This is a genomic window from Caballeronia sp. SEWSISQ10-4 2 (assembly GCF_030464885.1).
Taxonomy (GTDB): Bacteria; Pseudomonadota; Gammaproteobacteria; order Burkholderiales; family Burkholderiaceae; genus Caballeronia.
Genome location: NZ_JALPRJ010000026.1, coordinates 93,202 through 112,164, shown reverse-complemented (window position 1 = coordinate 112,164; position 18,963 = coordinate 93,202). Strand labels below are relative to the sequence as shown.

The 18,963-nt window shown below is 61.7% G+C and carries 13 protein-coding genes; 8 read left to right on the top strand and 5 right to left on the bottom strand.

Translation table 11 applies throughout. The features are described from left to right. Window positions 1–399 precede the first annotated feature (399 nt). The 4 genes from smc (at window position 400) to def (ending at window position 8,143) form a co-directional block, all read left to right on the top strand. A complete protein-coding gene (smc, locus tag M0D69_RS19255) occupies window positions 400–3,915 on the top strand; it encodes a chromosome segregation protein SMC (RefSeq protein WP_301783536.1) in 3,516 nt (1,171 codons plus the stop codon). 221 nt (window positions 3,916–4,136) lie between these two features. Beyond that, the gene (locus tag M0D69_RS19250) at window positions 4,137–5,381 is read left to right on the top strand and encodes a cell division protein ZipA C-terminal FtsZ-binding domain-containing protein (RefSeq protein WP_301783535.1); all 1,245 of its coding nucleotides are present in this window, start codon (window positions 4,137–4,139) and stop codon (window positions 5,379–5,381) included. A gap of 135 nt (window positions 5,382–5,516) precedes the next feature. Continuing rightward, window positions 5,517–7,613: an NAD-dependent DNA ligase LigA gene (ligA, locus tag M0D69_RS19245; protein WP_301783534.1), complete on the top strand. Its 2,097-nt coding sequence runs from the start codon at window positions 5,517–5,519 to the stop codon at window positions 7,611–7,613. Further along, window positions 7,610–8,143, top strand: coding sequence for a peptide deformylase (gene def / locus M0D69_RS19240; protein ID WP_301783533.1), 534 nt, complete (start codon window positions 7,610–7,612; stop codon window positions 8,141–8,143). Before ligA ends, def begins: the two co-directional genes overlap by 4 nt. Before the next feature lie 233 nt (window positions 8,144–8,376). On the opposite strand, the gene M0D69_RS19235 is transcribed toward def, so the two are convergent. The 5 genes from M0D69_RS19235 to map all read right to left on the bottom strand — a co-directional run bounded on the left by M0D69_RS19235 (window position 8,377) and on the right by map (window position 14,867). After that, a complete protein-coding gene (locus tag M0D69_RS19235) occupies window positions 8,377–8,616 on the bottom strand; it encodes a hypothetical protein (protein WP_047896678.1) in 240 nt (79 codons plus the stop codon). Between the two features lie 215 nt (window positions 8,617–8,831). Beyond that, window positions 8,832–9,581 carry a pseudouridine synthase gene (locus tag M0D69_RS43820; RefSeq protein WP_367619732.1) on the bottom strand — a complete coding sequence of 250 codons (750 nt, stop codon included), beginning with the start codon at window positions 9,579–9,581 and terminating at the stop codon, window positions 8,832–8,834. A gap of 134 nt (window positions 9,582–9,715) precedes the next feature. Next, on the bottom strand, window positions 9,716–10,879 hold the full coding sequence (locus M0D69_RS43815; protein ID WP_367619731.1) for a hypothetical protein: 1,164 nt from the start codon (window positions 10,877–10,879) through the stop codon (window positions 9,716–9,718). A gap of 169 nt (window positions 10,880–11,048) precedes the next feature. Then, window positions 11,049–13,634, bottom strand: coding sequence for a [protein-PII] uridylyltransferase (locus tag M0D69_RS19225; protein ID WP_301783531.1), 2,586 nt, complete (start codon window positions 13,632–13,634; stop codon window positions 11,049–11,051). A 423-nt stretch (window positions 13,635–14,057) separates the two neighbouring features. Then, window positions 14,058–14,867 (bottom strand): type I methionyl aminopeptidase, encoded by an 810-nt coding sequence (map, locus tag M0D69_RS19220; RefSeq protein ID WP_301783530.1) that lies wholly within the window; start codon window positions 14,865–14,867, stop codon window positions 14,058–14,060. A gap of 483 nt (window positions 14,868–15,350) precedes the next feature. On the opposite strand from map, the gene rpsB reads away from it, so the two are divergent. The 4 genes from rpsB (at window position 15,351) to frr (ending at window position 18,911) form a co-directional block, all read left to right on the top strand. Beyond that, window positions 15,351–16,103: a 30S ribosomal protein S2 gene (gene rpsB / locus M0D69_RS19215; protein WP_301783529.1), complete on the top strand. Its 753-nt coding sequence runs from the start codon at window positions 15,351–15,353 to the stop codon at window positions 16,101–16,103. A 223-nt stretch (window positions 16,104–16,326) separates the two neighbouring features. Continuing rightward, window positions 16,327–17,208 carry a translation elongation factor Ts gene (tsf, locus tag M0D69_RS19210; protein ID WP_301783528.1) on the top strand — a complete coding sequence of 294 codons (882 nt, stop codon included), beginning with the start codon at window positions 16,327–16,329 and terminating at the stop codon, window positions 17,206–17,208. Between the two features lie 331 nt (window positions 17,209–17,539). Then, window positions 17,540–18,253, top strand: a complete 714-nt coding sequence (gene pyrH, locus M0D69_RS19205) for a UMP kinase (RefSeq protein ID WP_047896685.1) — start codon at window positions 17,540–17,542, stop codon at window positions 18,251–18,253. 97 nt (window positions 18,254–18,350) lie between these two features. Then, a complete protein-coding gene (frr, locus tag M0D69_RS19200; protein ID WP_301783527.1) occupies window positions 18,351–18,911 on the top strand; it encodes a ribosome recycling factor in 561 nt (186 codons plus the stop codon). Window positions 18,912–18,963 lie beyond the last annotated feature (52 nt).

Below are 18,963 nucleotides of genomic sequence, written 5' to 3'. Positions count from 1 at the left end.
CGCTTTGGACAGAAATGACGTGCCGCCACGCACAGTGGCTAATAGTGATAAAAAATACAGCTAACTCGCGCAGACCGCTAAGGCCGAAAGCAGCAACCCAGCATCGCCGCCCGATCACTACACCCGAAACCACCCCCATCCCGATCAAGTGCGAACGAAAAGAACCCCCCCGATGGTATGATTGTCACCGTTCGCCGGGCTGCCTGCTTGCGGTTACATATAAGCCGTCAAGCAATAATGGCACCACGGGTTGCGCCCCGTCGCTCCGCATCGACGGGTTCAATCCACCGCCCGAGCGTTTTCGACCGGCGTTAGCAGTTATCTCCTGCCGCACAAGCATCACGGCACAGAGGCCCGCCGGCCCGTTCTCCAGAATTCTTTTCAATCAGCGATATCGCCGTGCGTCTGACCTCGATAAAACTCGCTGGCTTCAAGTCCTTCGTCGATCCCACCCATTTCCAGGTCCCAGGCCAGCTTGTCGGCGTGGTAGGTCCGAATGGCTGCGGCAAATCGAACATCATCGACGCCGTGCGCTGGGTGCTCGGCGAATCGCGTGCCTCGGAACTGCGCGGCGAATCGATGCAGGATGTGATCTTCAACGGCTCCACGGCGCGCAAGCCCGGCAGCCGCGCCAGCGTCGAACTGATCTTCGATAACGCCGACGGCCGCGCCGCCGGCCAGTGGGGCACCTACGCCGAAATCGCCGTCAAGCGCGTGCTCACGCGCGACGGCACGTCGAGCTACTACATCAACAACCTGCCGGCCCGCCGCCGCGATATCCAGGACATCTTCCTGGGCACCGGCCTCGGGCCCCGCGCCTACGCGATCATCGGACAGGGCATGATCGCGCGGATCATCGAAGCGAAGCCCGAAGAACTGCGCGTATTCCTGGAAGAAGCCGCGGGCGTGTCGAAGTACAAGGAACGCCGCCGCGAGACCGAGAACCGCCTGCACGACACACGCGAAAACCTGACCCGCGTGGAAGACATCGTGCGCGAGTTGAGCGCGAATCTAGAGAAGCTCGAAGCCCAGGCGATCGTCGCGACGAAATACAAGACGCTGCAGGCCGAAGGCGAAGAAAAGCAGCGGCTCTTGTGGTTGTTGCGCAAGAACGAGGCGGGCAACGAGTCGGAGCGCCAGCAACGCGCCATCAGCGACGCGCAGATCGAACTCGAAGCCCAAACCGCGAAGCTGCGCGAAGTCGAAGCGCAACTGGAAACGCTGCGCGTGGCGCACTACAGCGCCAGCGACGCCATGCAGGGCGCCCAAGGCGCACTGTACGAGGCGAACTCCGAAGTCAGCAAGCTCGAGGCGGAGATCCGCTTCATTGTCGAATCGCGTAATCGGGTGCAGGCGCAGATCGCTGCGCTGACCGCTCAGCGCGAGCAGTGGCAGATGCAGGCCGAGAAAGCCCGCGGCGAGATCGTGGATGCTGAACAGGCACTGGCCATCGGCGAGGAGAAAGCGGCCATCGCGCAGGAAACCGCCGCCGCGAAGCACGATGAACTGCCCGCGCTCGAAACGCGTTTCCGCGATGCCCAGGCTGAGTTGAACGCAGAGCGTGGCGGTATCGCGCAGACTGAACAAGCGTTGAAGCTGGAGGCCGCGCATCAGCGCAATGCCGACCAGCAACTGCAACAGTTGCAGCAGCGTCAGGAACGTCTGAAAAGCGAAGCGGGCGGGCTGGATGCGCCCGACGAAGCGCAGCTTGAAGAGTTGCGCATGCAACTGGCCGAGCACGAGGAAATTCTCGCCGACGCCCAAGCGCGTCTCGCCGACGCTCAGGACACGCTGCCGCGTCTGGATGGCGAGCGTCGCGCGGCGCAAGAGAAAGTGCAGGCTGAAAGCGCGCTGATTCACCAGCTCGAAGCGCGGTTGGCGGCGTTGAAACAGTTGCAGGAAAACGTCCAGACCGAAGGCAAGATCCAGCCGTGGCTCGATAAACACGAACTCGGTTCGCTGCCGCGTCTGTGGAAAAAGCTGCACGTGGAAGCGGGTTGGGAAACGGCGCTGGAAGCGGTTCTGCGCGAGCGGATTGCTGCGCTGGAAGTATCGAATCTCGACTGGGTGAAGGCGTTTGCGACCGACGCACCGCCCGCCAAGCTCGCGTTCTACGCACCGCCCAACGCCGGCCGCCCGCAGGAGACGCCCGCGGGCTTGCGGCCATTGCTTGCTCTGCTTCGTATCGACGATGCAGGCCTGCGCGCCGTGCTGACCGACTGGCTGGGCAACACGTTCGTCGCCGATGACATCGCTCAAGCGCTTTCCACGCGTTCGCAATTGCCCGACGGCGGGTCGTTCGTGGTGAAAGCGGGTCACGTAGTGACGCGGGTTGGCGTGCAGCTTTACGCCGCCGATTCCGAACAGGCCGGCATGCTCGCCCGTCAGCAGGAAATCGAAAACCTGACGAAGCAAGTACGCGCTCAGGCGCTCCTCGCCGATGAAGCCAAAGCCGCCGCGGTACGAGCGGAAGCGGCGCATACGCAGGCATCGGCGAGTCTTGGCGATGCCCGTTCCGCCGCCGAACGCGCGACCCAACGCATGCACGCACTGCAAATGGACGTGCTGAAGCTCACGCAAGCGCATGAGCGCTACATGCAGCGCAGCACGCAGATCCGCGAGGAACTGGCCGAGATCACCGCGCAAATCGATGAACAGCGTGCACTGCGTGCCGAATCGGAAGCTAATTTCGAACGTCACGACGGCGAACTCGCCGAGTTGCAGGCGCGTTTTGAAGATCATCAACTCGCGTTCGAAGCACTCGATGAAGCGCTGACCAACGCGCGTCAGGAAGCCCGCGATCTCGAACGCGCGGCCACCGACGCCAGCTTTGCGGCGCGCGGACTGGCGGCGAAGATCGAGGAATACCGGCGCAATATCGAAACGGCGAAGGACCAGAGCGAACGCGTAGCCGGTGCTTTGGAAGACGCGCGCGCCGAACTCGAAACGATCAACGAGCAAACGGCGCACACCGGTTTGCAGGACGCGCTCGAAGTGCGTGCGGCAAAAGAAGAAGCGTTGCACTCGGCACGTATCGAACTCGACGATCTCACCGCGCGGCTGCGTCAAGCCGATGAACTGCGGCTCATTGCAGAGCGTTCGTTGCAGCCGTTGCGCGACAAGATCAGCGAATTGCAGTTGAAGGAACAGGCGGCGCGCATCAGCGGCGAGCAGTTTGTCGAACAACTGGCGGCGGCGGGTGTCGATGAAGCCGAGTTGCAGGCCAAACTCACGCCGGATCTGAAGCCCTCGTATCTGCAGGGCGAAGTCACGCGGCTGAATAACGCGATCGCGGCACTCGGCGCGGTCAACATGGCCGCACTCGACGAGCTCGCGGCGGCCAGCGAACGCAAGGATTTCCTTGACGCGCAATCAGCGGATCTGAACGACGCTATCGGCACGCTGGAAGACGCGATCCACAAGATCGACCAGGAAACGCGCGCGTTGCTGCAGGGCACGTTCGACGAAGTGAACCGTCATTTCGGCGAGCTTTTCCCGCGTCTTTTCGGCGGCGGCCAGGCGAAACTCGTCATGACCGGCGACGAAATTCTCGATGCCGGCGTGCAGGTGCTCGCCCAACCGCCAGGCAAGAAGAATTCGACCATTCACCTGCTTTCGGGCGGTGAAAAGGCACTGACGGCCACCGCGCTGGTGTTCGCGATGTTCCAGTTGAATCCGGCGCCGTTCTGTCTGCTGGACGAAGTGGACGCGCCGCTCGACGACGCCAACACGGAACGCTTCGCGAACCTCGTGCGGGCGATGTCGGAGAAGACGCAATTCCTCTTCATCTCGCACAACAAGATCGCGATGGAAATGGCGCAACAACTGATCGGCGTGACGATGCAGGAACAGGGTGTCTCGCGGATTGTTGCCGTGGATATGGAATCCGCGGCGGGTTTCGCCCAGAATGCTTGATCGTGTGGCCGGATTTTACGAAACGGACAGCAAAATAGTGGGGAGAACCGGCCCCGGCGGCCGGTTCTGGCGCGCCGGCGCGGAGTGACCGACGCATTTCGGAGCCGATATCCGAGCGCGTGCGGCGCAGATCGCGCGGCGTAACTTCAATGAAGCGCCGGAAGCCTCAATAGCGCGGCAAGCGCGCGAGAGAGCGCAACCAGAAGAATGACGGAGCGTGCATGGACGAGTTGACACTCGGGTTGATCGGGGCAGGAGCCGTGGTGGTAGGCGGCGTGGTGGTTTATAACGCCTGGCAGGGCGCCAAAGTGCGCCGCAAGATGCCGCGTCCGATGCCTGACGAAGCGGCTGAGTCGCTCGCGCGCAACGACGCCGACGAAGAACAGCCGTTCATCGAACCTACGCGCCCGGTGCGGCGCGAACCCGCGATGAGCGAGGGCGACACGTCTGATGCGTCGCACGCGCGCGTCGAGCCGAGTTTTGGCGGTACGCCAATGTCGACGGTAGCGCCGGCCGATACCGCAGTGGACCTCCAGGCCGAATCGACGTCGATGAATGGCGATTTCCCGGAGCCGGATTCGGCGTCCATTCTCGCCGACGATGACGAACCCGTTTTGCCCGCCGCGACCACGATTTCATCGGCGCCGCCGGCTATCGTGGACCGGCGGATCGATTGCGTGGTGCCGATCCGTCTGCTTGCGCCGATCGCCGGCGAAAAGCTGATTCCGAGCGCGCAGAAGTTGCGCCGCGCGGGCGCGAAGCCTGTGTATATAGAAGGTAAGCCGGAAGGGGGCACGACCTGGGAATTGCTCAAGAACGGCGCGCGTTACGAGGAATTGCGCGCGGCCGCCCAACTGGCCAATCGGGGCGGCCCGCTGAACGAACTGGAATTCTCGGAGTTCGTGACGGGCGTGCAGCGTTTCGCCGACGGCATTGACGGTTCGCCCGAGTTTCCCGACATGCTGGAAACGGTCGGCATGGCGCGCGAGCTCGACGCGTTCGCCGCCCAGTGCGACGCGCAATTGTCCATCAACATTCTCTCCGACGGCGCGCCCTGGTCTGCAAACTATGTGCAGGCGGTGGCGTCGCAGGATGGCTTGCTGCTGTCGCGCGACGGCACGCGTTTCGTCAAGCTCGACGCGCGCCAGAATCCGGTGTTCATGCTCCTTTTCGGCGATACCAACTTCCTGCGCGACGACCTGACCTACAAGGGCGGTCAGATGATCACGCTCGTGCTGGACGTGCCCGTGGCCGATGAAGACATCCTGCCATTCCGCCTGATGTGCGATTACGCCAAATCGCTCTCCGAGCGCATTGGCGCGCGGGTGGTCGACGACCAGCGCCGGCCGTTGCCGGAATCGTCGCTGCTTGCCATCGAAAAGCAGTTGATGACCTTGTACGCAAAGCTCGAACAGGCTGGCATTCCAGCCGGCTCCCCCGCGACGCGGCGCTTGTTCAGCCAGTAGGATCCTACGGTGGTCAAGCGGTGAATAGTTAGCGATTTTCGAAAGGCATCGGCTATTTGGGCGATGCCACGATCAGCCGATCTCTGAGACAATCGACAGGTCGGTTTCTTCTAACTTTTTAGCCTGTCTTGCCGCATGTCTGCCAAACCGAAAGCCGCTGCCAAAGCAGAGTCCGCCGTTTCCGCTGTGTCCGACGCGCCCATTGCGAGCGCCGAGCGGCCGGCCGAACGCGCCGTCTGGTTGCGCACGGAGCTCGAGCGCGCGAATTACGCGTATTACGTTCTTGATCAGCCGGATCTACCGGACGCCGAATACGACGTTCTGTTCAAGGAACTGCAGCAGATCGAAACCGATCATCCGGACCTGATCACGCCGGAGTCGCCCACGCAACGCGTTGGCGGTGAGGTGGCAACGGGTTTTCAGCCGGTCACGCATGACGTGCCCATGCTCTCGCTGAACAACGGTTTCGCCGACGAAGACATCGTCGCATTCGATAAACGCGTCGCGGACACGCTGGGTCACACGCCCGTGGAATACGCGTGCGAATTGAAGTTCGACGGTCTCGCCATCTCTCTGCGATACGACGACGGGCTCTTTGTCCAGGCGGCCACGCGCGGCGACGGCGCGACAGGCGAAGAGGTTACCGAGAACGTTCGCACCATCCGCTCGATTCCCCTGAAGCTCAAAGGCAAAAACGTACCAAAGCGGCTCGACGTACGCGGTGAAGTGCTGATGTTCAAACGCGATTTTGAACGGCTCAATGCGCGTCAGCGTGAGGCCGAACAACGCGAATTTGCGAATCCGCGTAACGCGGCGGCGGGCGGGTTGCGGCAACTCGATCCCAAGATGACCGCGCAGCGCCAGTTGTCGTTTTTTGCTTACGGCATTGGCATGCTGGAAGGTGCCGAGATGCCGCCGTCGCACTCGGCGCTGCTCGACTGGTACAAGGAAATGGGTCTACCGGTGAACGCGGAGCGTGGCGTAGTGCAGGGCGCGGACGGCCTGCTCGAGTTCTTCCACAAGACCGGCGAGAAACGCGACGGTTTGCCGTACGACATCGACGGCGTGGTCTACAAGGTCAACCAGCGCGAGGAGCAAGACAAGCTCGGGTTCGTCTCGCGCGCGCCGCGCTTTGCGCTCGCGCACAAGTTTCCGGCGCAGGAAGCGCTTACGCAGTTGCTGGCCATCGACGTGCAAGTCGGGCGGACGGGCGCAATTACGCCGGTCGCGCGCCTCACGCCCGTGTTTGTCGGCGGCGCGACGGTGACCAACGCTACGTTGCATAACGAAGACGAAGTGCGGCGCAAGGACATCCGCATCGGCGATACGGTGATTGTGCGGCGAGCCGGCGACGTCATCCCCGAAGTGGTCGGTGCGATCCTCGACCGGCGTCCGGACGATGCCCGCGAGTTCGTGATGCCGACCGAGTGCCCGGTGTGTGGATCGAAAATCGAGCGGCTGCCTGACGAAACTATCGCGCGTTGTACGGGTGGTTTGATTTGTCCGGCGCAACGCAAACAGGCGCTGTGGCATTTCGCGCAACGGCGCGCGCTGGATATTGACGGCCTGGGTGAAAAGATCATCGACCAGCTGGTCGAGGAGAACATCGTGCGCACGCCGGCGGATCTGTTCAATCTCGGCGTGGCAACGCTTGCCGCGCTGGATCGTTTCGCCGATAAATCCGCTCAAAATCTCTTCGATTCCCTCGAAAAGGCGAAGCAAACTACCTTGCCGCGCTTTCTCTACGCGCTCGGTATTCGTCACGTCGGGGAATCGACGGCGAAGGATCTCGCCAAGCATTTTGGCTCGCTCGATCCGATCATGGCGGCCAGCGTCGAAGAATTGCTGGAAGTGAACGATGTCGGCCCGGTCGTTGCCGAATCGCTCCACAACTTTTTCAGCGAAGAGCACAACCAGATGGTGATCGAGCAGTTGCGCGCGCCAGGCAAGGTAACGTGGCCCGAGGGCCCGCCTGCGCCGAAAGCGCCGCAGGGCGTGCTCGCTGGCAAGACCGTGGTGCTGACCGGTACGTTGCCCTCACTCTCTCGCGAAGACGCGAAGGCGATGCTGGAGGCCGCGGGCGCGAAAGTGGCGGGATCGGTGTCGAAGAAAACGGATTACGTGGTGGCGGGGGCGGAGGCGGGCAGCAAGCTCGTGAAAGCCGAGGAACTCGGCGTCCCGGTGTTCGACGAAGATGGTATGCGCAAGCTTTTGGAGGGAGAAACCCCATGATTCGCGAAATCCTCAAGATGGGCGATCCGCGTTTGTTGCGTATCGCCGAATCGGTCGATCACTTCGATACCCCTGAGTTGCATGCTCTTGTCGAGGACATGTTCGACACCATGCGTCACGCAAACGGCGCGGGGCTCGCGGCGCCGCAGATCGGCGTGGATCTGCAGGTCGTGATCTTCGGTTTTGCTCACAATGAGCGTTATCCGGAGGCCGAGCCGGTACCGGAAACGGTGCTGATCAATCCGATCATCACGCCGGTCTCGCACGATATGGAGGAAGGCTGGGAAGGGTGTTTGTCGGTGCCGGGCCTGCGCGGCGCCGTGCAGCGGTATTCCATGATCCGTTATCAGGGGTTCGATCAATACGGTTCCCCCATCGAACGGATGGCCGAGGGTTTTCACGCGCGCGTCGTACAGCACGAATGCGATCACCTGATCGGCAAGCTTTATCCCATGCGCGTCACGGATTTCTCGAAATTCGGCTTCACCGAAATCCTGTTTCCAGGGCTCGATCCGAAGGCCGATGATTGAACGATGGATGTCTGAACGGCTGATTTGATCAGCCGTTTGGTATCTGGAAGGAACAAGGGCCGCGAAGAATCGCGGCCCTGTATGTTTGGCGGGTTTGGCGGGGTGCCTGGCTTCGGTCAGCACGCTTTATCCGCGAAGCAACAACACAAGACGAGCCAATACGATCCGCCCGTTTCACCTGATCATTTAATGCGTCCAGGAAGCGAAACCGCCGGAACCCGGCGGTTTCATCCTCAGGCGAAGCTTTTCTTGCTTCCCGAAGCCGTTTCCGGCTGGCGGAACAATTCGATGTGCTCCGGATTCGCCGATGCCTGCAAACGTCCGTCCGGCAATCGTGCAATGACAACTTCGCCCACGCCCGGGCTCGTCACAACAACTTCGTCGCGCAAGGCGAGCAGCGCGTCGAGCCGGCGGCGGCCACTGACAATTTCGAGGCCGGTTTTCGTTTCGCGAACAATGATTTCAACGGACATGGGATTCTCCAGAGGCTTTTCACCAAGCACACGCGGCTCGAAGCGGTAAATTGCGCGTGTATCTGACTAACGGTCGTCTGTCATATTTTCTTTAGCCAAAAAGTCGGCCAAAAAAAATCGATGCGATCGGCAGGTGCCATTTCGCATCGATTGGTAACAATTTCCTCGTTTTTCCGCGACGCTTTGAAACGGGCGGAGGAGGCCGCGAAGCTGTTTTAGAACGCTTCGTCCGCGCCGAGATAACGCCACTGACCCGGCGGCAGCGCGCCGAGCGTCACGTGGCCCATCCGGATACGCTTCAGGCCGACCACTTCCAGCCCGACCAGCTCGCACATCCGGCGAATCTGACGCTTCTTGCCTTCGCGCAACACAAAGCGCAATTGCTCGCCGTTTTGCCAGCTGACCTGCGCGGTCTTGAGCGGCACGTCGTCGAGCGAGAGTCCGTGGCGCAGCAACGCGAGGCTTTCGGGCGGAAAGTGCGGTTCGATATCGACTTCATGCTCGCCGAATTTCACGCGCACGAGATATTCCTTATCGACATCCGAATGACCACCGATCAGTTGCTTCGCTACCCGGCCATCCTGGGTCAGGACGAGCAGCCCGGTGGAATCGATATCCAGCCGGCCCGCCGGCGCGAGCGTTCGCAGATGCAGCGGCGAGAAGCGGATACCGGACTGGTCGTCGGCCCAATGATTGGACGGATTCACCAGCGTGACAGCCGGCTGGTAGCCATCTTCAGCCTGACCCGACACGTAGCCGACCGGCTTGTGGATCAGGATGGTGACCTGCTGCATCTGGGCCGCGTGGGCAGCGGGCGCGATCTCGATGTTCTGATCGGGACGGATCTTGGTGCCGAGCGTATCGATGACCTCGCCGTCGACCAGCACCCAACCCTTTTCGATCCACTCATCGGCTTCCCGGCGCGAGCACAGGCCAAGCTCCGACATCATTTTCGACAGGCGCACGAGCCCTTCTTCACTTTCGCGCGCGACACGGGCGAGTGAGGGAGGGGCATCGGCATCGCGCGGTTTCGAGGGCTTCGATGCCGGTTTGCGCGGGGGCTTACGCTCCTCGCCGAAGCGCTCGGGGGCGTCGCGTTTTACGTAAGGGCTGTCGCTCGAAGGCCGTTGGCGATCGGCGGAAGCCGGACGCGGGCTGCCGTCGTATGCGTGGTTGCGCTCGCGCGGCGCCGGGCGGTCGCCGCGATCACTGGACGATGGGCGGGGCGCGCGATCGCTGCCTGGGCCGCGCGAATCTTCGCGGGCTTTGAACGGACGGCGTTCGCTGTCGCCTGCGGGGCGATCGCCACGGGGGGCGTTGCGGTCGCCAAGCGATGGGCGTGGGCCTCGGTCACCAAAGGAAGGTCGTGGACCGCGATCGCTGCTGGGGCCACGCGGAGCATCGCCACGAGGAGTGAACGGACGACGTTCGCCGTCGCCGGAAGGCCGATCGCCACGCGGAGCGCCGCGATCGCCGGACGACGGACGCGGACCGCGATCATTGCTCGGGCCACGGGGTCCGCCTCGATCGTTAAACGAAGGACGCGGCGTACGATCGCTGCTCGCACCGCGCGGGGCATCATCGCGCGGGCTGAACGGACGACGTTCGCCATCGCCGGAAGGCCGGTCACCGCGCGGAGCGCCACGGTCGCCAAATGATGGGCGGGGGCCACGGTCGTTACTGGGGCCACGCGGCGTAAATGGACGACGCTCACCATCACCGGAAGGCCGGTCGCCACGCGGCGCGCCACGGTCGCCAAACGAAGGACGCGGCCCACGATCACCGCTCGGACCACGCGGAGCATCGCCACGCGGCGCGTACGGGCGACGTTCGCCGTCCCCGGAAGGCCGGTCACCGCGCGGCGCGCCACGATCGCCAAACGAAGGGCGCGGCCCACGATCACCGCTCGGACCACGCGGAGCATCACCACGGGGAGTGAACGGACGACGCTCACCATCGCCGGAAGGCCGATCACCACGCGGCGCACCACGATCGCCAAACGAAGGGCGCGGCCCACGATCGCCGCTCGGACCACGCGGAGCATCGCCACGAGGAGTGAACGGACGACGTTCGCCGTCGCCGGAAGGCCGGTCACCACGCGGCGCGCCACGATCGCCAAACGAAGGGCGCGGCCCACGATCACCACTCGGACCCCTTGGAGCATCGCCACGCGGCGTAAACGGACGACGTTCACCACCGCCAGCAGGCCGATCGCCACGCGGAGCGCCACGGTCGCCAAACGAAGGCCGAGGTCCGCGATCACCGCGTTCCGCGCCGCCGGCCGCTTTATCACTGCGCACTGGCCGATCTCCGCTTGCCATCTCGGCACGTGCGGGCTTTTTCCGTCCGGCGGCGCTGCCGGTACGAACGGGGGAACGCGCCGGCGATGCCGGGCGCGGGTGCTTCGCTGTCAGTTTGACGCGCATATATTCTCAGGCTGCGATCGCGCGCAGCAGTTCGGTTTCGACCTGGATCTGCGTCCGGTTGTCGGATAGGGTTTTGCCGTCGAGCAGGAACACGTCTTCCACGCGTTCGCCAAGCGTATTGATCCGCGCCGCATGGACGCCGATCCGGTGCTGGGCCAGAACCCGCGCGATCGAATAAAGGAGGCCCTGCCGGTCGTTAGCCGATACGGACAGGATGTAATACTGACCACGTTCGTCGGGACGTAAATCCACGCGCGGCGTGATCGGAAAAGTGCGCACAAGCCGTGAAACACGTCCCTTCGACGGTTCCGGCAAGATGCCTTCAGCGGTGAGCAGCATGCTCAACTGCTGTTCGACGAGATTCGCAATGTCGCGATAATGCCCGTCATGGTCCGGATGCGCGACCAGAAAATTGTCGAGCGCGTAGCCGTGGCGGGTCGTCGTGACGCGTGCATCGAGCACGGACAGGCCATTTTTATCGAAATACGCGCAAATCCCGGCGAACAGATCGGGCCGGTCCTGTACATACACCAGTACCTGGAGCGCTGCGCCAATCGGCGATGGCCGCGCGCGCACGATCGGTTTTTCGCTTTCCACGTGTTTGTAGAGCACGCGGGTCTGCCAGGCGATATCGGCGGCATCGTGGCGCAGGAAATAGCCGACATCCAGCTTCTCCCACAACACTTTTTCCGCGTTTTCGGGCACGGTTTCCAGGCGCAGCAACGCGAGCGCGTCTTCCTGGCGCGATTTGAGTTCCGAGTGCGCGTGAAGCTCGGCGCCGCCGAGCACGGAGCGCGTGGCCCGGTACAAATCCTCGAGCAGCTTGCCTTTCCACGCGTTCCAGACCTTGGGGCTGGTGCCGCGGATATCGGCGACGGTCAGCAGATACAGCGCGGTCAGCCGGCGCTCCGTCTTGACCATCGATGCAAACTGCTTGATGACTTCCAGATCGCTCGTATCCTGCTTTTGCGCGACCTGGCTCATGGTCAGGTGCTGCTCCACGAGCCACACGACCAGATCGCTGTCGTCCACGCCAACATTGTGATCGCGGCAAAAACGCCGCGCGTCCGCCATCCCGAGCACGGAGTGATCGCCGCCGCGGCCCTTGGCTATGTCGTGAAAAAGCGCCGCGATGTACAGCACCCAAGGGCGCTCGAAATTGCCCATCAACTGACTGCAAAACGGATACTCGTGCGCATGTTCGGCCATCGCGAAACGGCGGAGATTGCGCAACACCATCAGGATGTGCTGATCGACGGTATAGACGTGATACAGGTCATGCTGCATCTGCCCGACAATGCGCCGGAAGTTAAGCAGGTAGCGCCCGAGCACGCTCGTCTGGTTCATCAGCCGCAGCGCGTGCGTGATGCCTTCGGGCTGCTGCAGGATCGCCATGAACAGGCGCCGGTTCTCGGGGTCTCCCCGCCAGTCGCGGCCCATCAGGTCGCGCGCGTTGTAGATGGCTCGCAGCGTTCGCGCCGACAAACCCTTGATGCCGCGCGTCTGTTCGTACAGCAGGAACGCTTCGAGAATGGCGTTCGGTTCGCGCTCGAAAACGTCGTCGCTGGCGATTTCCAGCATGCCCTGCTTCTCGACGAAACGCTCGTTGAGCACACGCGTGATGCCGCTCGTCGATGGAAACAGTTGCGCTTCCACGTTCTGGATCAGGATGGTGGCAAGCTGCGTAACGGCTTTCGCGGCCCAGTAATAACGGCGCATGAGCTGTTCGCTCGCGCGCTTGGACGACGTCGCTTTGTAGCCGAGGCTTTCCGCCAGCGCCGTCTGCAAGTCAAAGACGAGAATGTCCTGCCGCCGCTTGGCAATCACATGCAGCCGCGCGCGCAGGGTCTTCAGAAAACCTTCGTTGCGGCGCAGTTCGCTCGCTTCGCGTTCGGTGATAAGGCCACGAGAATCCAGTTCACGCCAACTGCTGCCGAAACCGGCCGCGCGCGAGATCCACAGAATGAGTTGCAGATCGCGCAGCCCGCCAGGGCTTTCCTTGATATTCGGCTCCAGGCTGTACGGCGTGTCCTGATATTTGGCGTGCCGCTGGCGCATTTCCAGGACCTTTGCCTGGAAGAACGCGCGCGAATCGAGCGTTTGCTGATATCGCCCTTCGAACGTATCGAACAGTTTCTCGTTGCCCACGATCCGCCGCGCTTCCAGCAGCGAGGTCTGGATGGTGATGTCGTTGCTTGCTTCATCGATACATTGCGACACCGAACGCACGCTGCTGCCAATCTCGAGCCCGAGATCCCACGCCATGCCGATCAGCCTTTCGATACGCGCGTTCAGCGAAGCAGTGTGGTCGGGCGCCTCATGGTCGGGCAATAAAACGAGGATATCGACGTCCGAAAACGGCGCCAGTTCACCGCGCCCATAGCCGCCAACTGCGATCAGTGCCGCCGATGCCGGCATCCCGCAGGTTTCCCATGCGCCTTTGAGCGCATCGTCGGTGGCGCGCGCGAGGGCGTGCATCAGGCCATCGACGTTGGTCGCGCTTTGAAAGCGCTCGAGCAAGGCGGCTTTGGCGGTCTTGTACGAGGCTTTCAGCGAATCGGCGCAGGGCGGGGCGACGGCAGGTACGCTCATGGGCAGGCGGATCGTCTAGTCAGTGGGTGGAAATTGATCGTGGCGAATGGGCGGTTCGCCGGTTAATCGGTCGTGGCGATGCAGTTGGTGCGTGCACAACATGTTTCTGCTGGCGCTGGACCTGGCGCTCGCCCGCTAACCTCGGCGCCGCGCAGTGCCAGGCGCCGACCATCAGCCCGATCAGCGAGCTCGGTGATTACGGGAACGAACAACGCGACAGACCCCGGCGTTCGCGATACCCCCGTACCACCGATACAGCAAGCTTAAGCCGTCTTTAAATCGAGCGGAACAACAGGAACAGGCGTGAACAATTCGGCCGTTTTGCATTGAGCGAAACACTCTGCGCGGACGATCAGGGTGAAACCTCAAGCGTCAGCAAATCTCATCTCGTCACCGCGAGAATCACACCCGTCGAGTTTTCACTCAAGCTGTCGCGGCGATCAATTCCGAAGGCGCCTGCGTACCCGCCGAAACGGTCAGCACTTCATACCCCGTCGGCGTAACCAGCACCGTATGCTCCCATTGCGCCGACAGGCTGCGATCGCGCGTCTTGACGGTCCATTGGTCGGGCATGGTGCGGATATCGCGGCGACCGGCGTTGATCATGGGTTCGACGGTAAAGATCATGCCCGCCTGCAACTCGATGCCCGTGCCCGGCCGGCCGTAATGCAGCACTTGCGGGTCTTCGTGGAAAACCTGGCCCACGCCGTGGCCGCAATACTCGCGCACCACGCTGTAGCCCTGCGCCTCGGCATGCTTCTGGATAGCGTGGCCGATATCCCCGAGATGCGCGCCCGGCTTGATCTGGTCGATGCCGAGCCACATGCAGTCGAACGTGGTTTGCACCAGCCGTTTCGCCAGGATCGAGCCTTCGCCGACCAGGAACATCCGGCTGGTATCGCCGAAATAACCGTCCTTGATCACCGTGACGTCGATATTGAGCGCGTCGCCGTTCTTCAGGGTCTTGTCGCCGGGAATGCCGTGGCAGATCACGTCGTTGACGGAAATGCAGGTGGCCTTCGGGTACGGCGGATAGCCAGGCGGCTGGTAATTGAGCGGAGCGGGCACCGTGCCCTGTTCCTTCAACATGTACTCGTGGCAAAGGCGATCGAGTTCGCCCGTCGTCACGCCCGCGGCAACATGGGGCGTGATGAAATCGAGCACTTCGCTGGCAAGCTGGCAGGCGATGCGCATTTGCGCGATATCGTGGTCGTTTTTCAGCGTAATGGACATGACTTGTATCGAGAATGCGTGTATGCGGCTGTTAGCGCCAATCGGCCATTATCGCACCTTACAGGGCTCGCCGCACCCGGGCGCGGGCTGGCGCGGCGGTTTTAGAGGGATCTGCGCACAAATTTACCGATTGTTTTACCCCCTTTACTGTGATTCCGGGCGCGACCGCGGCTCTCGACAGAACAGTGGGGGAAAGCTGTCCCGGGCCTCATCCGGATCAACGGGCAGCTTGAGCCGAGTCATTTGAGCGTGATATACTCGCTGGCTAAGTCTGCATCCACTTTGCAATCGTCTTTTCAATGCGACGTTCCTGAAAACAGTATGCTTTTCTGGAACGTTCGCCCGAAAAAGGAAGGGCGGAGAAGATCGGACTTGAATCGCAAGCCGGCGCACCCAGGGTGTCCGGCGCCCCGAAAAATCGAGAAACACGGGGCGCCCGATGCGGCAGCCGGCTTAAGACCCTAACCCTCGCGGAGAACTCTCATGGCAGTAACAATGCGTCAAATGCTGGAAGCCGGTGTCCACTTCGGTCACCAAACGCGCTTCTGGAACCCGAAAATGGCCCCGTTCATTTTCGGTCATCGCAACAAGATTCACATTATCAACCTCGAAAAAACGCTGCCGATGTACAACGACGCGCTGAAGTACGTGCGTCAACTGGCAGCGAATCGCGGCACGATTTTGTTCGTTGGCACGAAGCGTCAGTCGCGTGACACGGTGGCAGAAGAAGCGCAACGCGCTGGCATGCCGTTCGTGAACGCACGCTGGCTCGGTGGCATGCTGACCAACTTCAAGACGCTGAAAGTATCGATCAAGCGCCTGAAGGACATGGAAGCAGCGCTGGAAGCCGGTGAAACGGAGCGCATGAGCAAGAAGGAAGCGCTGCTGTTCGAACGCGAAATGGCCAAGCTGGTGAAGTCGATTGGCGGCGTGAAGGACATGGGCGGCATTCCGGACGCAATCTTCGTGGTTGACGTCGGTTATCACAAGATTGCTGTGACCGAAGCCAAGAAGCTGGGCATTCCGGTTATCGCCGTGGTCGACACGAACCACTCGCCGGAAGGCATCGACTACGTGATCCCGGGTAACGACGACGCCAGCAAGGCTGTCATGTTGTACACGCAAGGCGTGGCCGACGCGATCCTGGAAGGCCGTTCGAATGCGGTGAACGAAGTGGTCCAGGCAGTTCGCAGTGGTGATGGCGACGACTTCGTGGAAGTCAACGCAGAAGCGTAAGTCTCTGCATAAGACGCCGACCTGATGGTTCCGGCAAAAAAGGGGGCTTTGCGAAAGGCCCCCTTTTTTTAACCGGCCGCAACTGCAACGTAAAGTAACAACGGCAGTATTCGTGAAGTATCAGGCAGCACCCCCATTCTTGCCGCGGGCGTTTTTCGCCGGCGGCGCGTGTCAATAGTGCGATTTACGTGTGAAAACACGGCACAGACTCAAGGAGCAAATGATGGCGGCAATTACCGCAAGCATGGTGGCAGAACTGCGCGCAAAGACCGACGCGCCCATGATGGAATGCAAGAAGGCGCTGACGGAAGCCGACGGCGACATGGAGCGCGCTGAAGAACTGCTGCGCGTGAAGCTGGGCAACAAGGCAAGCAAGGCGGCATCGCGTGTGACGGCTGAAGGCATTGTCGCGGCGCATATCGCTCACGGCGTGGGTGTTCTGGTCGAGCTGAACTGCGAGACCGACTTCGTTGCGAAGAACGACGATTTCCTGGGGTTCGGCAAGACGGTGGCTGAACTCATCGCAAAGAATCATCCGGCTGACGTGGCTGCTCTGTCGACGCTGCCGCTGGAAAGCTCGACGGTCGACGCAGTGCGTCTCGCGCTGATCGGCAAGATCGGCGAAAACGTCTCGGTGCGCCGTTTCGTGCGTTTTGAATCCGCCAACAAGCTGGCTTCGTACCTTCACGGTACGCGCATCGGCGTGCTGGTCGAATTCACGGGCGCGGACGAGCAGGTCGGCAAGGATGTCGCCATGCACGTGGCTGCCATGAAGCCGGTCTCGCTGTCTTCGGACGACGTCCCGGCGGAACTGATCGCGAAGGAACGCAGCATTGCCGAGCAAAAGGCCGCGGAATCGGGCAAGCCGGCTGAAATCGTCGCGAAGATGGTCGACGGCAGCGTGCAGAAGTACCTGAAGGAAGTGTCGCTGTTGAACCAGACGTTCGTTAAGAACGACAAGCAGACGATCGAACAGATGTTGAAGGCGGCAGGCGCATCGGTGCAGAAGTTCGCGCTGTTCGTGGTCGGCGAAGGCATCGAAAAGCGTACGGACGACTTCGCTGCCGAAGTGGCTGCACAAGTTGCCGCCGCCAAGCAGGGCTAAAGCGTCAAACGGCGGTCAGTGTCAGTGCTGCGCATGACGATTGCGCGTAGCAGCAGTCAATCGGTCCGTTCAACCGGGCCGCTCGATTCAAGCGCACGGGCCGCCGAGTCAAAAATGCAGTGAAAAGCAGTTGGATGCAGGTCTGGCGTTCCCATCGCGGAACGTCCGTCCCGCACCCTCATAGCGGTCAAAACCGCGCCGGATGGGCAAACCGGGGTTAACCCGTTGTGCCGCCGCGGCTTGCCCAATATGGGATGCTTGCCGTAAATATCGTTTCACCCCTACAGTTCTACGTTGTTGGACTCCCTCTCGGCGCGAACGGAACCCTCATATGCCCACAGCCTACAAACGCGTACTCCTCAAACTCTCCGGCGAAGCACTAATGGGCGACGATGCCTTTGGCATCAATCGCGCGACAATCGAAAGGATGGTGGCAGACGTCGCGGAAGTGGTGCGCATGGGCACACAGCTCGCGGTTGTCATCGGCGGCGGTAATATCTTTCGCGGCGTGGCAGGCGGTGCGGCCGGTATGGACCGTGCGACTGCCGACTACATGGGTATGCTCGCCACCATGATGAACGCGCTTGCGTTGCAGGATGCCATGCGCCACGCCGGTATCGAGGCGCGTGTGCAGTCGGCGCTGCGCATGGACCAGGTGGTCGAACCGTATATCCGCCCGCGTGCCATTCGCCAGCTCGAAGAAGGCAAAGTGGTGATTTTCGCGGCCGGCACGGGCAACCCGTTTTTCACCACCGACACCGCTGCAGCATTGCGCGGTTCGGAAATCGGTGCGGAAGTCGTGTTGAAGGCGACCAAAGTGGACGGTGTATATTCCGCCGATCCCAAGAAAGATCCGAGCGCCACACGCTACAGCACGATCAGCTTCGACGAAGCGATCGGCAAGAATCTGCAGGTGATGGACGCGACGGCGTTTGCGCTGTGCCGCGACCAGAAGCTGCCTATTCGCGTGTTTGCGATCAATAAGCCGGGGGCGCTCAAGCGCATCGTTCAGGGCGACGACGAAGGTACGCTCGTCCACGTGTAAACTCTCGCGGTGACAAAGGGCGAGGGCGGGCGCGCTCCCACGGGAACTGCGCCGCCACCGCCTGTGCACCGCACGTAATAAAAGTACGGAGGCTCAAATGAGTGTGGCTGACATTAAGAAGAGCGTCGATCAGAAGATGCAGAAGTCGATCGAAGCGTTCAAGAACGATCTCGCCAAGATCCGCACGGGTCGCGCCCATACGGGATTGCTCGACCATATCCAGGTGGACTACTACGGCTCGAGCGTACCCATCTCGCAAGTGGCGAACATGACGCTGATCGACGCCCGTACGATCGGCGTGCAGGCGTGGGAAAAGAAGATGGTGCCGGTGGTGGAAAAGGCGATCCGTGAGTCGGATCTCGGCCTGAACCCCGCCACGCAAGGCGATCAGATCCGCGTGCCGATGCCCGCGCTGACCGAAGAGCGTCGCCGCGAACTGACGAAAGTCGTCAAGAGCGAAGGCGAAAACGCCAAGATTGCCGTGCGCAATCTGCGTCGCGACGCCAACGAGCAACTGAAGAAGCTCGTGAAGGACAAGGAAATCTCCGAGGACGACGAGCGTCGTGCAAGCGATGACGTCCAGAAGTTCACCGACAAAAACGTTGCTGAAATCGACAGGCTGGTGGTGTCGAAAGAAGCCGAAATCATGACGGTTTGAGGCCGTTTCCGGTCTCTTGCGTCGTGCCGGCGCGTCACTCTGTCGATACTTA

Coding starts and splice junctions, on each gene's coding strand:
- M0D69_RS19250 (WP_301783535.1), top strand. CDS start 4,137: ATGGACGAGTTGACACTCGGGTTGATCGGGGCAGGAGCCGTGGTGGTA.
- ligA (WP_301783534.1), top strand. CDS start 5,517: ATGTCTGCCAAACCGAAAGCCGCTGCCAAAGCAGAGTCCGCCGTTTCC.
- def (WP_301783533.1), top strand. CDS start 7,610: ATGATTCGCGAAATCCTCAAGATGGGCGATCCGCGTTTGTTGCGTATC.
- M0D69_RS19235 (WP_047896678.1), bottom strand. CDS start 8,616: ATGTCCGTTGAAATCATTGTTCGCGAAACGAAAACCGGCCTCGAAATT.
- M0D69_RS19225 (WP_301783531.1), bottom strand. CDS start 13,634: ATGAGCGTACCTGCCGTCGCCCCGCCCTGCGCCGATTCGCTGAAAGCC.
- map (WP_301783530.1), bottom strand. CDS start 14,867: ATGTCCATTACGCTGAAAAACGACCACGATATCGCGCAAATGCGCATC.
- rpsB (WP_301783529.1), top strand. CDS start 15,351: ATGGCAGTAACAATGCGTCAAATGCTGGAAGCCGGTGTCCACTTCGGT.
- tsf (WP_301783528.1), top strand. CDS start 16,327: ATGGCGGCAATTACCGCAAGCATGGTGGCAGAACTGCGCGCAAAGACC.
- pyrH (WP_047896685.1), top strand. CDS start 17,540: ATGCCCACAGCCTACAAACGCGTACTCCTCAAACTCTCCGGCGAAGCA.
- frr (WP_301783527.1), top strand. CDS start 18,351: ATGAGTGTGGCTGACATTAAGAAGAGCGTCGATCAGAAGATGCAGAAG.